We start from the raw sequence: 14,416 nt of genomic DNA on the forward strand, positions 1-14,416 counted from the left end.
GGAAGATCATTATGATTAAGATCACGTCTGAGCAATCAAAAGCCCTGAAGACGAGCACCGAAGCGTTCGCGACCTTGTCCGAGGTCACGCTTTCGAGTCTCGAACGCCTTTCCGCGCTGAATCTCGCGACGGCAAAGACGGCATTTCAGGACGGTATTGCAGCCTCCAAGTCATTCACCGAAATCAAGGACATGAACGAGATGCAGAATCTGGCAGGCCCCTTTGGGGCAAAGGCGACGGAACAGGTCATGGAATACTTTCGCGGTGTAACCCAGATTACGGCCGACATGCAGCAGGAAATCTCCAAGATCGTCACCCAGCAGATGGCCCTGCTCGGCGAAACCACTCCCAGCACGAATCCGATGCTCGAAATGTTCACCAAGCTCGCTGAGCAGGCGACCGAGCTGACCTCGGCCAACCTGAAGACCATCACCGACAGCATTCAGGAGCCGACAGAGGTCGCTGAAGCGCCTGCACCGAAGGCAAAGAAAACCGCCTGAGGATGCACCTGGCGGGGTGTTCGCACGCCGCCGTTCAGGGTCTGGACCGTGCCGGGGCGCTCTCGGCGCGTCCGGCCCCAGGCCAGTACCACGCGAGCCCATGCACGAAATCCCCCCGCCTGATCACCGTCCTGCCAGCATGATGGCCCGGCCCGGGTTTCTTGCATTTCTGCATTCCGAGGCCGGCGCGGGTTTTCTCGCAGGCTTTGAACACATCAGGTACGCCAAGGGCGAACTGATCGCTACACCCGGCAGCGCCCATGACCGGGTCTTCATCGTCATCAGCGGGCGCGTGCGTGCCTATCTCGCCAGCGACGAGCGCGAGATCACGCTGTCCTTCCTCGAGTCTGGCGATATCTTCAGTACCCATACACCGGCCTATCTTGCCAGTGCCGGTGCAAGCACCATTGTGGCCATGGATACGCGCCGTTTCGCCGAGCGCATGGCGCATCACCCGGGGCTGACGCCTTTTCTGATGCGTGCGCTGGGCAAGCTGCTCAACGACGTCATCCGCCGCATCGAGCGTCTTTCCCTGAAGGATGCGGGCGCACGCCTTGCGGCCTACCTTGCCGAGACGACGCGGCAGCACGGCACACCCGACGGTGAGGGCTGGCTGACACCGCTCGGCATGTCGCTGGGCGAAGTTGCGCTGTTGCTGGGTAGCACTCGCCAGACGGTTTCCGCCCAGCTGAGTGCGATGGTCAGACTCGGTATTCTCGAGCGTCGCGGCAGACATCTGCTGCGGGTGAATCAGCTGGAGCGGCTGGAGCATTGGCACGAAAGCGGAAGAATGCCGTCCTGATTGGATTATTCGTCGTCCACGCGACAGACGGCGCAGGCTTGCGGGCGCGATGATGCGGCCTCCGATAACGCATCCGCCAGGTCGCCATGAGTACCCCTCCCTCCCCCTGCTGTGCCGCACAACCCGATCGTTATGTCAGCTTCAAGGGCATTGATTGCGACGGCAACGCGCGTCGCCTGATGGACATCCTGCTCCGTCTGCGGAGTGAAGATCCCGATGAGCAGACCTTGCTCAAGCTGTTCAAGGAACGTCGGGCCGCGACGACCGGTGTGCGCTGCGACGATCTGTTGCTGCTCGCGAGTTTCGTCAACCCGGTGCGCGAGCTCTTCGAACGTCATCACGATCAGGAAGCGCTCGACCTGCTGGAACAGCTCGAGGAGCAGTGCTTCTGAGCCCTTCCCGCCCGCTGCCGGTGACCGCGGGCGTCATGCCGGATTGAACATTGCTATAGTGCAGAAGCGCGCCGCACCGTTCCTTGCGCTGCGCTCCTGCATCAGTGCATGACAAAAAACAGGACTCAAGTCCGGGGGAGACCGAGCATGTTCATCGTCACCAATCGTGAAGTCGACGAGACCAAGACCACCGTCAAGGACGCATTCAAGTCTTATCCGAATGCCTGCGGGCCGAACGAACTGCGCCTTGCCGAGGCGGTGCGGGATGGCAAGGAGTGGCGGATCAGGATCCTGCCCGACGAGATCTCCGACGAGATGGCGGCCGAGGTAGGGCTGACGCACGAGGTCGATCCGGATACCGGCAAGAAGAAGCCCCTGTATGCAAGTGCCTATGTGGCCCGTCGCATCGTGGAAAGGGTCAATCCGAAGATGCTCGGCGGAAAGCCGAAGGGCAAAGGCAAGGGCAAGCAGAAGGGCCGCAACCTGGTGTTCTTTGTGCACGGCTTCAACAACAACGTGCAGGCCGTACTCGATCGCGCCGAAGAAATCGAAGAGACCTACGGCGTCGAAGTCCTGCCCTTCACCTGGCCGGCCAATGGCGGCGGTGTGAAAGGCGTGGTCAGCTACCTCAGCGACAAGCGCGACGCACTGGCGTCCACCGGCGCACTCGACCGCTGCCTGGGCAAGCTCGAGGACATCCTTAACCGGATTCACGAAGACCATGTGAAGCGGGTCGAAGCGCTGGCCAACGCGCGTTACGCCAACAAGGACAAGCCCGGGCAGATCGATGCGGAACAGTGGGATCTCTTCTTTACCAGAGAGTCGCAGAAATGGTGCCCGTTCAACGTCAGCATCATGCTGCACAGCATGGGCAATTACCTGTTCAAACACCTGCTCAAGTCTTCGGTGTACCGGGGCAACCGGCTGCTGTTCGACAACGTGCTGATGGTGGCCGCCGATGCCAACAACGAGAACCATGCGGAGTGGGTGGGGCGCATCCAGTGTCGTGGGCGCATCTATGTCACCATCAACGAGCGCGACAGCGCCCTGCTGGCCTCGCGGATGAAGGTCGGCGAGCAGCAGCTGGCGCGCCTGGGGCATTATCCGTACAAGCTCGACTGTCCTCAGGCCGTGTACGTGGATTTCACCAATCAGCCCCATGTCGGCAGCGAGCACGCCTACTTTGAAGGCGGCGCGCTGAAGAATGCGAAGGTGAAAGCGTTCTTCGACGAAGCGTTCAACGGCAACTACGCCGAAACCGGTCTCGTCTTCGATATCGGCCGCAACATGTACAGGCTGAACTGACGCAGCCGGCGCGACGGGGTCAGGCGCCGCAACTGGGCGCCCACCCGGTCATGTTCGTTTCGCTGTTCAGTTTCCCGTTTCAGATTGCCTTGAACAATGCGTTGAACTCGTCCGCGGCCTTGGCGTTGCCGCGCAGGATTTCGCGCGACAGGGCGTACACCTTCTGCGTGGTGTCCTGAACCTGCTGCTTCAGGTCTGCCTGCTGCTCGGCAGACAGGCGGTCGTCGCCGGCGTAGCGGGCCAGCAGCTGATCGACGAGTGCATTCATCTCGACGCTCAGTTCCGCCTTGTCGCGGCCGATGAGTGCGGTCTGGTCGGCAATGAAGCCGGGACGCGCGAGCAGGGCCTGCAGACGGTCGCGGTAGGCCTGCACGAAGTCCGGCGCGTTGCGGATCATCACGCCATTGTTGCTGTCCATCATCAGGCTGCGCACATCGGCGTTGGCCGAGCCAATGAAGACGTCCCGGTCGAACAGCATCACCTTGGAATGCAGCGAGCGGCGGCTGTTGTCCACCGGCTGGTATTCCAGGTAGCGCAGGGTGGCCGTATTGGCGGCAGGGCCCGTCTCCTGCAGGTGATCGGCCAGCGCCTTGAGCTGCCACACCGCGAGCAGGTTCACCACGTTAAGATCAGTGGTCGCGAGCGAGTTGGTGATCAACGACAGGCTCACACCCGGGCACGGACGCGTGCCGTCGAGCATGACGCCGACGTCCTGCAGCAGGTTGGCGGGCATGAACAGGTAGGCGTTGTGGAACACCACCTCGCGCGGGGTCGTTCCGGCGGCGCAAACGCTTTGCAGCGCGGCACGCCACAGCGCCTGAATGTGCTTGTTCGTGGCCGCTTCGCGGTTGTGGCGCACGCCGTAGCTGCGCTGGCCCTGGGTGACCGGCAGGTTCTCCAGGTAGTGGATGCTGGCGCCGTCGTCAATGCGCAGCGGCGGCGGGGCGTCGGCCACGCGGTATTCGTTGGCATAGCGCAGGATGTGCTGGCGGTGACGGGCGTCGACGGCCTGCATGCGGCTGGCAAGCGGGACGAAGCGTCGGTCGAGTTCCCGATCCACGCAGGCGCTGTCCTTGCCGCCATTGCACGCATCCTGCGCGGCCTGGACGGCGTCGAAGTTGGCGAGCAGGTCGTTGGGCGCGTGCTGGCGCACCTCGCCGATCGAGGCCACCATGCTGCGCAACTGCCACAGGCGGTCGAAGGTGGTGGCCAGCGTTGCATCCTGCCCCTTCAGCGTCAGCCTGACGTCGGTATCCATGAAGGTGTACTTGTCCGCCAGCGGACCCGGTTCCATGTGGTAGGAATCTTCCACGTTGCGACCGCCGAGCAGCAGGCTGCTGCGGTCGGCCAGCAGAAACTTGTGGTGCAGGAATTCGGTGAGGTAATCCCAGTCCTTCTGGGCCTGCGCGTTGTTCTGGCGCGCGAGTGGCAGGTAGCTGTTGACGGTGTCGAACACCGGATTCACCTGATCGGCAAATACGGTGCGCACGTAGGCGAGCTTCAGCTTGGCGATGGTGCTCTCGACGCCGCCCAAGTAGCGTGCCTTGAAATAGAGTTTGCCGAGCACCTTGAGTTGCTCGTTGCGCTTGTCGTCGGCCGCCGGTGCGCCAGCGGCCAGGGTTTCGGTGTCGATGCTCTGGCCGCGCGTGACCGCATAGGCAAGCAAGGGCACGTGCTTGCCATAAAGGCCTGACAGGAAGAGGCCGGAGCCCGCAAAGCTGCGGTTGGAGAAGCCCTGTCCGTTAAGTGCATCGGGTTCGAAGTGGCTGTTGACCACCCGCACTTTCTCGTCATCGCAGGCGCTTCTGCTGGCGCCCACATCGGCGCAGCTCAGGGTGAGAAAGGCCGCATCCTTGATGATTTCCAGTGTCGGACGGTTATAGAAGCGCACCTCGATGTTGCCGCCGCCCTGCTGTTCGAGCCAGCTGAAACGGTCGAGATCCTTGTAGCCGCTGAAGTAATCCACCAGCAGGCGCACGCGCACGCCACGCTCGGCCGCATCGATCAGCGCCTGGCTGAGCAGTGAGGAGGTGTAGTCGTCGGAGAAGATGTAATACGCCAGGTCGAGGCTTTCGCGCGCAGCCGAGATCAGCCGCAGCTTCGCCGAAAATGCGGCGTCGTTGTTCATCATCACGCTGCCCTCGGCGAGCGCCAGCGGACCGGCGCTGGCGTTCTGCGTCAGTGCAGCGTCGAGCGCGGGCTGCTGCATCAGCGTGTTCGAGGCGCAGCCGGCCATGAGTACGGCCGGGACGGTGAGAAGTACGAGTAGGTGCCGCTTCATTGATGTCTCCCTGCGCATTTGTTCGAAGCACGTCTGCTGAGCGCATGCCGTGTGTGTTGGCAGCGGCCCAGCTTAACGTCATTGGATATCGCAGCACAAACCGCGCCGTTCCGCGGTCAGATCGACTTCTGATTCACTCGCCGCGACAGCTCCTCGGCGCTTTCCTTGCGTTCGCTGTAGCGGTCCACCAGATACCCCGCCGCATCCCGCGTCAGCAGGGTGAACTTGACCAGTTCTTCCATCACGTCCACCACCCGATCGTAATATGCCGACGGCTTCATACGGTCGTTATCGTCGAATTCCAGGAAGGCCTTCGCCACCGACGACTGGTTGGGGATGGTCAGCATGCGCATCCAGCGCCCGAGCACACGCATCTGATTCACGGCGTTGAACGACTGCGAACCGCCACTCACCTGCATGACCGCCAGCGTTTTGCCCTGGGTGGGGCGTACTGCGCCTACCGCGAGCGGAATCCAGTCGATCTGTGCCTTCATGATGCCGGTCATCGCCCCGTGGCGTTCCGGCGAGCACCACACCATGCCCTCTGCCCACTGCGCCAGCTCGCGCAGCTCCACCACCTTGGGGTGGGTGTCGGGCGCGTCGTCCGGCAGTGGCAGGCCGCTCGGATTGTAGATGCGCACTTCGGCGCCCATGGCCTGCAACATGCGGGCGGCTTCTTCGACCACCAGACGGCTGAACGAGCGCTTACGCAGCGAACCGTAGAGCAGCAGGATGCGCGGTGCATGGGTTGAGCGTTGTGCGGGGCACAGTTGTTCCAGATCGGGCGCCCGGAACAGATCCGCACGCAGATTGGGCATGTCGTTCAGTGCATCAGACACGATTGCCCTCCGCATCCACCACCGCCTGTCCGTCTTCCTTGGTGAATGCGCCCTGCTGTGCCTGCGGGAGAATCTCCAGCACCACCTCGGACGGCCGGCACAGCCGCGTCCCCAGCGGTGTCACCACGATGGGCCGGTTGATCAGGATCGGGTGCGCCATCATGGCGTCGATCAGCGCATCGTCGCTCAAACCGGCATCGCCCAGGCTGAGCTCGCTGAACACTGTTTCCTTGCTGCGCATCACCTCGCGCACCGACAGGCCGCTGGCCGCAATCATTTCCAGCAGTTGCGCCCGTGTCGGGGGGGTCTTCAGGTACTCGATCACGACGGGTTCGGCGCCGGTGTTGCGGATCATCGCCAAGGTGTTGCGTGAGGTACCACATCTGGGGTTGTGAAAGATGGTGATGTCGCTCATGGCTATGTGCCCTCCGGGGGCGGGTCATTGAAGTGAGCCCCCAAGTATCGCCGATACGGCGCCAGACGCAACTCGGGTTGCACCAGAACTGGAAAATGCGCTCGTGTGCGCCTGCCAGGCCGGTGCAATGCCGGCCATGCAACTGCCTGCTGCATCCGGCGCGCGTCAGTGCGCGTAACCCGCTGCCACAGTACGCCGGTGAGCTTGCATTGGCCGTAGCTGCGAACTAGGCTTGGTTCATCTGCCGTCAGGTAATGCGTGGATCAGACCGTGGGCATCGAAGACCATCAACGCGCCGAGCGCGAAGGCTACTCGGGCATGCACGCGGCACCGCCGTCGAGTGTGGACGAAGCGATGGGGCGTGCTGCGGGCGAGGCGCGCCGGTATGCCGACCAGCAGCTCGGGCGGGAGGCCTCTTCCGGCTATGACACGGTCCGGCTCCCGATCCGCTTCGTGCCACTCGCCATTGGTGCGGGTATCGCGCTGTTTCTGGGCGTGAGGCCGATGTTGCTGCTGCTCCTGGCCGCTGCCCTGGCGGGACTGGCGCTCAGCACCTTTGTACGCAGGTTCCTGCGCGGTGCCACAGCCGTGTATGTGGGGGCCCTGATTGGCCTGTGCATGAGCGCAGTGTCATTGATGGGGAGCGACGCCCCGCTGATTGCCGAGAACCTCCTGATCTATCCGGCCCTGTGCGCGCTGGGTGGCGGCGCGTATGCCCTCTTTCGCCGCATCTCACGGCGCTGATCCGGTATTGCTGCGTTGAAGCGGGAGATCGGACAAGCCTGACAGTTGGGGGCATGTCCTGTGATCCGCCAAATGTGGCACAGGGGATCCGACCTCACCTTCCACTGCCCGCGAGGATCTTGCCGGTCGCGAGTCAGCTGGATCCCAGGGCCACGATCCGGGATGCCGACCGGGCCAAGATTGTGCGTCACGGGCGACGCGGAGCGGGAATACCCCTTTATCATGATGGTTGGCCACAAGGGCTGATCGGGTGCTCATCGTGGGCGCACCACGTGTGCCCGGTTCGTGTTGCTGCAGATGACCAGGATTGGAGGCTGTTCATGTTTCTTCGCTTCGCAATGCGTTTGCTGGTGCTGTTCGTCCTTTCCGGGCCGGCCTCGGCCGCCGATCTCCTGAAGTCGCAGGCGCTCGGCAGCGGGGTATTTGCGCTGATTGGTGAAATTGGCGGACGTACCTACGAAAATCATGCGCTGAACGCGAATTTTGGGGTCATCGACACGCCCGATGGCGCAGTCCTCATCGACAGTGGCGCCTCGTTCGAAGGCGCAAAGCTGCTCGATGCGGAGGCGCGCAGACTGACCGGCAAAGCGGTGAAGTGGGTCATCAACACCGGCAGTCAGGACCACCGCTGGCTGGGCAACGGCTATTTTGCGTCGCGCGGCGCCGAGGTGATTGCGCTGTCGCGAACGGTCGCAACCCAGAAGGCCAATGCCATTGCCGAGTCAGACGCGCTTGCCACGCTGCTCAAGGAGCGGTTCACGGGCACGCAGCCGGCATACGCCAGTCGCGAACTGGCGGAAGACCGCGCCGTGCTCGAACTTGGCGGGCGCAGACTGGAGATCCGCTATCTTGCCAACGCGCACTTTCCGGGCGATGTGGTGGTCTGGCTGCCGGCCGAGCGTGTCGTCTTTGCCGGTGATCATGTGTACGTCGATCGCCTGCTCGGCGTCCTGCCGCAAAGCAATGTGAGCACCTGGCTCGACGCGTTCAAGGCCATCAAGGCTCTTTCTCCAGTGCATGTCGTGCCGGGTCACGGCAGCGTCACCGATCTCGCGGGTGCCCAGCGCGACACCGGTGACTACCTTGCGTTTGTGGCATCGGGCGTGCGGCGATTTGCGGACGACATGGCCGGCGTGGACCAGGCGGTTGCCGCCCTGGGCGATGCGCCTCAGTTCGCGCATCTCGCGAACTTTGCAGAGTTGCACCGGGGCAATGTCAGCCGTGCCTACCTGCGGCTTGAGGCGGGCGAGTGAGGCGCCGCTTGCGCTGACGCACCTGTTCGGACGCGCGTGCGCTCTGCTGCCCCCGGTGGATCGGCGCGTAACGGGGACCTGTCCGTATGCCGGCTTTCCAGAGAAATTCGCTCCGAATCTGCATTAATGCACACTTTATGGGCTCAATGACTCTTGGTGAGAATGTTTCTGATCGAATTTGTTGAGTTAAATCAATTAACTATAAATTCGTGATGGAGTGCTCCGCCGCGTCTTGCTATTCTTCGCCCGCCTTGTGGCCGAATTCAAGCACCATCGCAGAGTAGTCCGATGATCTGATTTGCATGTTCTGCCCGTCTTCGGGAGGCAGATGTGCATGTCGGCCGGAGTGGCCACAGCACCATTTTCTTCATAACGGATGCCATGAAACTGCCTTGATGCGCCGCTTGCATCCAGCGTGGTCGTGAGCCTGGAAGTACATCATGCGGCGTCTATTGCTGGGTGCGAAGTACATCGCACGAGAGTCGAACGCGGCACATATTTCCGTTGCACACCTTGCCGAAGCGATCCGTTCGCTCAAAGCGGTCGACGACACTGCATACCGGGCGCTGCTTGATGCCTTGAACGTATCGGATACGCATGAAAAGACCGAGCGCTTCACGCCTGAACTTCTGCAGCAGGTGGCAAGCCGTCCGCGCCTGTCCTACTCCGATGAGGTGATGCGCCTTCTCGCCGGGCTCAAGGCGCGCGGGCTGGATGCCAGCTCACAGATCACGGAAATCCATTTCAGCCTCGAACAGCGCAAGGGTCTGTACCAGTCAGTGATCGCTGGCGTCAGCGAGTTGCAGGCCTTGTTGCGGACGCAGATCTTCGATCAGGACGATGCCGTCGAGGCGGTCAGTGATGCGGTGATGCGCATGGCCTGGCGTGAAAGGGAGAATCGTCCGCGTGCGATCTTCTCGTTTCTCGGCCCGCCCGCCACCGGAAAGACCTATATGGCCCAACTGCTTGGACAGGGGCTGCAGGGCTATGCGGTGCGCGCCTTCGACATGGCCCAGTTTCCGTCCGACAAGGAAGGCTTTGCCCTGGTCGGTTTGCGCAAGGGCTTTGAAAGCGCCGGTGAAGGGCAGCTGACCCGCTTCGTCAAGCAGCACCCGAAGGCGATCATCGTCTTCGACGAGATCGAGAAATCACACACGCGGGTTCAGACAACGCTGCTGCGGATGCTCTCCGCAGGCTTTCTGAAAGACGAATACAGCGACGAGGACATCGATTTTCGCGACACCATCGTCGTGTTCACGTCCAACCTCGGAAGCCGCTACTACAGTAACCGCAGCTTCCTTGGCCAGACCCGCAAGAACCCGCACCAGGCGCGTGAGACATTGCTCCAGGTCATCCGCCAGGAGACCAAGATCGAGGGCGGCAACCAGGTCGCAGCGATTCCGCCCGAAATGATGTCGCGTCTGGCCCAGGGCAGCATCATCCTGTTCAACAGGCTTTCGCTCGATGGCCTGTCAAGAATCGCGCTGCAGCAGTTGCACAAGGAGCGCAAGGATTTCGAGCAGAAGCTGGGTCTTGCCGTCGAGTGCGATGACCTGAATACGCTGGTGAAGCTGCTCGTACTCGGCTTCGCCCCCGAGTTCGATGCGCGCGTACTGAAGTCGCGCTTGAGCGACTATGTGTTCGATCCCGTCACCGACTACCTGCTCCTGCATCAGCACGTCGATGTTGAAACGGTCGAACTCAGACTCGGTGAGGCCGCCACAAGCTTTCTTGCCGGGCTCGATTACGAGCATGTACCGAATCAGCTCGCCACCAAGCACCAGAGAATCTACTTTGATCACGACATCGAGATCGACGGCAGCAGGCTGATCCTGAGCTATTCGCGGGCAAGAATCGAGAAGCTGTCGAAACAGGATGATTTCTCCGATGCGTCGGGCATCCAGCTCGATCTGCCGGACGTCTCGTTTGCCGACATCGCCGGCCACAACCAGATCAAGCGCAGGCTGAAGGAAGTCGTCAATCTGGTCAGGAACCGCCCCCTGCTTGCCGCGCAAGGCATCAAGCCGCCGAAGGGGATGCTGCTGTACGGCGTGCCTGGAACCGGCAAGACCATGCTGGCCAAGGCATTCGCGCATGAGGCCGGTCTGCCCTTCCTGGCCTGTTCGGGTAACGACCTGCTCAATGAAGCGTTCATTCAGAAGCTCTTCGCACGCGCCCGGGAGTATGCGCCCGCCATCATCTTCATCGACGAGGTGGATGCACTGCCACGCCGGGGCGTGGGCGGGCCGCTTGCCGATGCGCTGGTCAACCGCATGCTGGTCGAGATTGACGGCTTCAGCAGCGGCGACAGCGACATCTTCATCATCGCGGCGACCAACCGCAAGGAGCTGATCGATCCGGCCATCCTGCGTTCCGGCCGCATCGACCTGCATCATGAAGTGCCGAACCTCGACAAGGATGCACGCCGCTGGTTCATCGAACGCATGCTGAAGAATCCGGTGTTCGGTCCGGACATCGACATCGACCGCATCATCATGCTGACGCCCGGTTTCAGTGGTGCGGATCTGGAGAAGATCACGCGCGAATCGATTCTGCTCGCGCTGCGTGAAGGCCTGTCCATGCTGACCGAAGCGCATCTGATCGAGCAGATCAACCTGCAGAAATATGGCGAAACCCTGGATCTGGCCTTCTGCCACGACCGCCTGCGAGAAACGGCCTATCACGAAGCCGCGCACGCGGTGGTCTCGCGGACCCTGCTCCCGGAGCGCCGCATCGAGCAGATCACGGTTGTGGCACGTTCCAGCTTTCTCAGCATGGTGTCCTACGACAGCGAGCAGGAGCACGACTACACCCGCGATTTCCTGTTCCGGATGAGCTGCGTCGCGCTCGCAGGACGTGCGGCCCAGGTGAAGCAGTTCGGGGCGAAGGGGCTCGACAGCGGCGCATCCGGCGATCTCAGACAGGTGATGCAGTACGCATGGTTGGCGATCGGGGAGCTCGGCATGGATGAGGCGCTGTACAACGTGAACAGCGTGGCCCTGCAGGAGAAAACGCGATCCCCCGCATTTCAGAGTGTGCTGGAGAGCAGGGTCGCAGCATGGATCAGCGCCGCGACCGAGCAGACCGACAGTCTCGTCAATCAGCACTGGTCACGCATTGTGGCGGTGGCTGAACAGGTTCTGATCGACGAAATTCTTGATGAACGTAGCTTGAATCAACTAATGGAGCGTCACTGATGGCAATCAGCCTGAGCAAGATCGAATCCTATCTGGACCAGATGGAAGTCAACTACAAGGTCAGGGATGAGAGATCCATCATCACTTCCTTTGGTGAGCAGCCGAATGCGGTGATGGTCATCATCCTTCTGACCGAGGAGGGCGAACTTCTGGAAATTCGCACGGTGAAGCATCTCGACGACCTCGTGGCCGAAGCCAGCGAAGAGAAGCGTGCAAAGCTGCTGGCCTGGATGCTGAATGCGAACTACAGCAGCAAGATCGGGGCGTGGGAATACGATCCGGACGATCACGACCACCACCTGTCAATCTCCCTCCCCATTGAAGACGGAGACCTGACCCTGAAGCAGTTTGTGCGCATGCTGGGCGTTATCGCCAAGAGTGCAACGCTGATCCCCGAAATGAAGGCCGTTCTTGGCGTGGCTGACGGTGGCGAGGATGAGAAGGAACGCAAGCGTCGGGAGCTGTTGGCTCAACTGCATGCGCTTGATAACGATTCCGGCATCTGATCCTTTCTGATCGCCTGAATTAAGCGTCAGCCCTGCGCCGTAGGCCAGGGCTGTATTTGTTTGCACTGTACGAACCTGGGAAATTCTGAGCTGTGGCTACAACAATCGTGGAGCTTGAAGCACTCTTCAAGGAAATTGGCTGGAAGTACAAGCTGTCCGTTGAAAGCGGCAATGCCAATGAGGGCTATCTGTACGCGGGCTTTCCGACCAAGGAATACAAGGACAAGGATGGCGACAATTACATCGGCATTCTGTTCACGGTGCAGGAGAACGGGGAGCTGATCAAGGTCATCGTTCCCAAACTCTACAACTGCATCAACACCGCACATCGACGCGCATTCTTTGAAGTCGCGATCCGGAAGACATTCGAGCAGAAGCTCTGCTTCTTCGATTACGACCATCGCGATGGCGAGATCCGGATGATTCTGGACATGCCGCTGGAAGACGCGAGCATCACGATCAAGCAGATCAAGAGAGTCGTGCATTCGATGGTCCGGCTGATCGACTCCAATGATGCGGTCGTCCGCGCGGCGGTTGAAGAAGGTCGTCTGCCCTTGATCGACTACAAATCGGATATCCAGCACGAAATATCGAGAATGGATTCGGATCAGCAGCTTGAGTTGCTGATCGACATCAAGCGTAGAAACAGCAGCAAGTCATCATGAACTTCATTTCCAACACGAAGAACACGGATTTCCGCAATTTCAGGCTCGGGATTCTCTATTTCCTGATCATTGCGTTCGTACTGTTTGTTGCGGTCACGCTGCTTCTCGGCAGCAGTGCAGATCTGCCGGGCATTCTCAGTGTCGAGCGCTGGTCGAGCATTTCCGATTCCCTGAACCTGATCCTCGGCCTGCCCATTGCCTTCTCCGGTGCGTATGTGGCGATCGCGATCGCTTCAAAAGCGACGGACATCGCAGCCAAGCAGCAGGCGCAGGAAACGCACAGCTACTACGAAGGCCTGCACGAGCAGCTGATCGACAACTACTATGAGATCACGCAGTCGGCAAATCAGCTCGTTTCCGCGGCAAATCGCTTCGAAGAAGCCTTTTATGCGCTGTTGCACAAGGAAACGGCGGGAAAGTACGGCGTGCTCAACTTTATCGATCACGACCATCGGCGCGCCTGCATTCAGGACATGCTGGCCCAGAACAGAAACAGGATCACCGATGTGCTGACCGACATCCACGCGGACATCAAGTCACATATCAGCCAGCTCGTCTCGTCCATTGATCAGGCCTTCAAGTACTCGGTGGTGAACGAGACCTGGAACGTCTCGTTGCATGAGCCGGGGCGGCGCAGCCTGCTGCTGGAGTCGTGCCGCAAGGGCTTCTTTCAGGGGCACTTTGGCGATGGAGACGATCTCAACTGGCTCGGCGACGCGAAGATGGAGATCACCGAGCGACTGGACCTGCAGGAGATCGGGCTTTCCATCTCGGAGTCGAGCGACAGGATTCACCCGCTGTTGCCTTTCTGCCTCTATGTTTCAGAGCTGGACGATTTTCGCAACGAGGCGCAGAAGCCCGTCAAGGGGCTGAGTTTCGAGGTGTTACTGGCCGGCTATTTCCTGATGACCAATGCAACCCGCAGCAAGTCGGGTGAGCGTTCGTTCTTCAACAGCGGGGTGCTGTTCCTGGTCGACCTCATCGACAACCTGCCGAGGCCGGAGCACATCAAGCTCGCGTTCTCCCATCGGCTGCAGAAGACCGAAAATGTGCTGTCGGGCGACCACGCAGAGCAGAACGAGTCCGACCTTTACAACAAGGCGCTCGAGGCCTACGCCAGGCTGAGCACCGACAACAAGACGCTGTTTTCAATCCTCGCCGAGAACATCCAGCTGTCGAACTACTCGCCGCGCATCAGCAAGACGCGCAAGGTGCTCGAGAAAGTGCTGGATACCTGTCGGGCCGACGACACGGACATACCGCTGCTGCGAATCAACTTTGAACTCATGTCCAAAGCGGCGGACGATCGCGACGAGATTGATTACAAGCAGGAAAAGTTCGCTTAGCCGGCTTTCTTCGGTTCGGCGCTGGCAGGCTGCTGTCCGGCAGCTTCACGCCCCTTGGCCTTCAGCGCCTGCCACTGTGCTTCGGTCAGGCCGTGGCTGCCGTCGCAGTATTCGCGACGGCCACAGCCGCAGCGGCCAACGTCGGACGAATTCGTTTGTACTCGCATCTGC

Annotated in this window: 14 protein-coding genes; 10 read left to right on the plus strand and 4 right to left on the minus strand. The window is 60.9% G+C overall.

Annotated features, from left to right (window positions below):
* Positions 1 to 11: 11 nt before the first annotated feature.
* The 4 genes from AC22G6_RS05655 to AC22G6_RS05670 all read left to right on the plus strand — a co-directional run bounded on the left by AC22G6_RS05655 (position 12) and on the right by AC22G6_RS05670 (position 2,999).
* A complete protein-coding gene (locus AC22G6_RS05655; RefSeq protein ID WP_487365961.1) occupies positions 12 to 500 on the plus strand; it encodes a phasin family protein in 489 nt (162 codons plus the stop codon).
* A gap of 100 nt (positions 501 to 600) precedes the next feature.
* Entirely contained in the window at positions 601 to 1,302 is a 702-nt protein-coding gene (locus tag AC22G6_RS05660) for a Crp/Fnr family transcriptional regulator (RefSeq protein WP_487365962.1), read from the plus strand.
* Positions 1,303 to 1,388: 86 nt separating this feature from the next.
* Positions 1,389 to 1,694 (plus strand): N(2)-fixation sustaining protein CowN, encoded by a 306-nt coding sequence (gene cowN, locus AC22G6_RS05665; protein WP_108950011.1) that lies wholly within the window; start codon positions 1,389 to 1,391, stop codon positions 1,692 to 1,694.
* Positions 1,695 to 1,841: 147 nt separating this feature from the next.
* Entirely contained in the window at positions 1,842 to 2,999 is a 1,158-nt protein-coding gene (locus AC22G6_RS05670) for an alpha/beta hydrolase (protein WP_487365963.1), read from the plus strand.
* Between the two features lie 79 nt (positions 3,000 to 3,078).
* On the opposite strand, the gene AC22G6_RS05675 is transcribed toward AC22G6_RS05670, so the two are convergent.
* The 3 genes from AC22G6_RS05675 to arsC all read right to left on the minus strand — a co-directional run bounded on the left by AC22G6_RS05675 (position 3,079) and on the right by arsC (position 6,534).
* Positions 3,079 to 5,280, minus strand: coding sequence for a phospholipase D-like domain-containing protein (locus AC22G6_RS05675; protein ID WP_487365964.1), 2,202 nt, complete (start codon positions 5,278 to 5,280; stop codon positions 3,079 to 3,081).
* Positions 5,281 to 5,396: 116 nt separating this feature from the next.
* Entirely contained in the window at positions 5,397 to 6,119 is a 723-nt protein-coding gene (arsH, locus tag AC22G6_RS05680; RefSeq protein ID WP_487365965.1) for an arsenical resistance protein ArsH, read from the minus strand.
* Positions 6,112 to 6,534 (minus strand): arsenate reductase (glutaredoxin), encoded by a 423-nt coding sequence (gene arsC, locus AC22G6_RS05685; protein ID WP_487365966.1) that lies wholly within the window; start codon positions 6,532 to 6,534, stop codon positions 6,112 to 6,114. The genes arsH and arsC overlap by 8 nt, the downstream gene beginning before the upstream one ends.
* Positions 6,535 to 6,804: 270 nt before the next feature.
* Here arsC and AC22G6_RS05690 point away from each other — a divergent pair, with 270 nt between their 5' ends.
* The 6 genes from AC22G6_RS05690 to AC22G6_RS05715 all read left to right on the plus strand — a co-directional run bounded on the left by AC22G6_RS05690 (position 6,805) and on the right by AC22G6_RS05715 (position 14,245).
* Positions 6,805 to 7,278 carry a hypothetical protein gene (locus AC22G6_RS05690; protein ID WP_487365967.1) on the plus strand — a complete coding sequence of 158 codons (474 nt, stop codon included), beginning with the start codon at positions 6,805 to 6,807 and terminating at the stop codon, positions 7,276 to 7,278.
* Positions 7,279 to 7,598: 320 nt separating this feature from the next.
* Positions 7,599 to 8,531, plus strand: a complete 933-nt coding sequence (locus tag AC22G6_RS05695) for an MBL fold metallo-hydrolase (protein WP_487365968.1) — start codon at positions 7,599 to 7,601, stop codon at positions 8,529 to 8,531.
* Positions 8,532 to 8,971: 440 nt separating this feature from the next.
* A complete protein-coding gene (locus AC22G6_RS05700; RefSeq protein ID WP_487365969.1) occupies positions 8,972 to 11,728 on the plus strand; it encodes an AAA family ATPase in 2,757 nt (918 codons plus the stop codon).
* Positions 11,728 to 12,234 (plus strand): YbjN domain-containing protein, encoded by a 507-nt coding sequence (locus tag AC22G6_RS05705; protein ID WP_487365970.1) that lies wholly within the window; start codon positions 11,728 to 11,730, stop codon positions 12,232 to 12,234. The genes AC22G6_RS05700 and AC22G6_RS05705 overlap by 1 nt, the downstream gene beginning before the upstream one ends.
* A gap of 92 nt (positions 12,235 to 12,326) precedes the next feature.
* Positions 12,327 to 12,899, plus strand: a complete 573-nt coding sequence (locus tag AC22G6_RS05710) for a hypothetical protein (RefSeq protein WP_487365971.1) — start codon at positions 12,327 to 12,329, stop codon at positions 12,897 to 12,899.
* The gene (locus AC22G6_RS05715; protein WP_487365972.1) at positions 12,896 to 14,245 is read left to right on the plus strand and encodes a hypothetical protein; all 1,350 of its coding nucleotides are present in this window, start codon (positions 12,896 to 12,898) and stop codon (positions 14,243 to 14,245) included. The genes AC22G6_RS05710 and AC22G6_RS05715 overlap by 4 nt, the downstream gene beginning before the upstream one ends.
* Here the strand turns inward: AC22G6_RS05715 and AC22G6_RS05720 are convergent.
* Positions 14,242 to 14,412: a hypothetical protein gene (locus AC22G6_RS05720; protein WP_487365973.1), complete on the minus strand. Its 171-nt coding sequence runs from the start codon at positions 14,410 to 14,412 to the stop codon at positions 14,242 to 14,244. The genes AC22G6_RS05715 and AC22G6_RS05720 overlap by 4 nt on opposite strands.
* Positions 14,413 to 14,416: the final 4 nt, after the last annotated feature.

This window comes from Parazoarcus sp. PS-13 R2A (assembly GCF_057621855.1).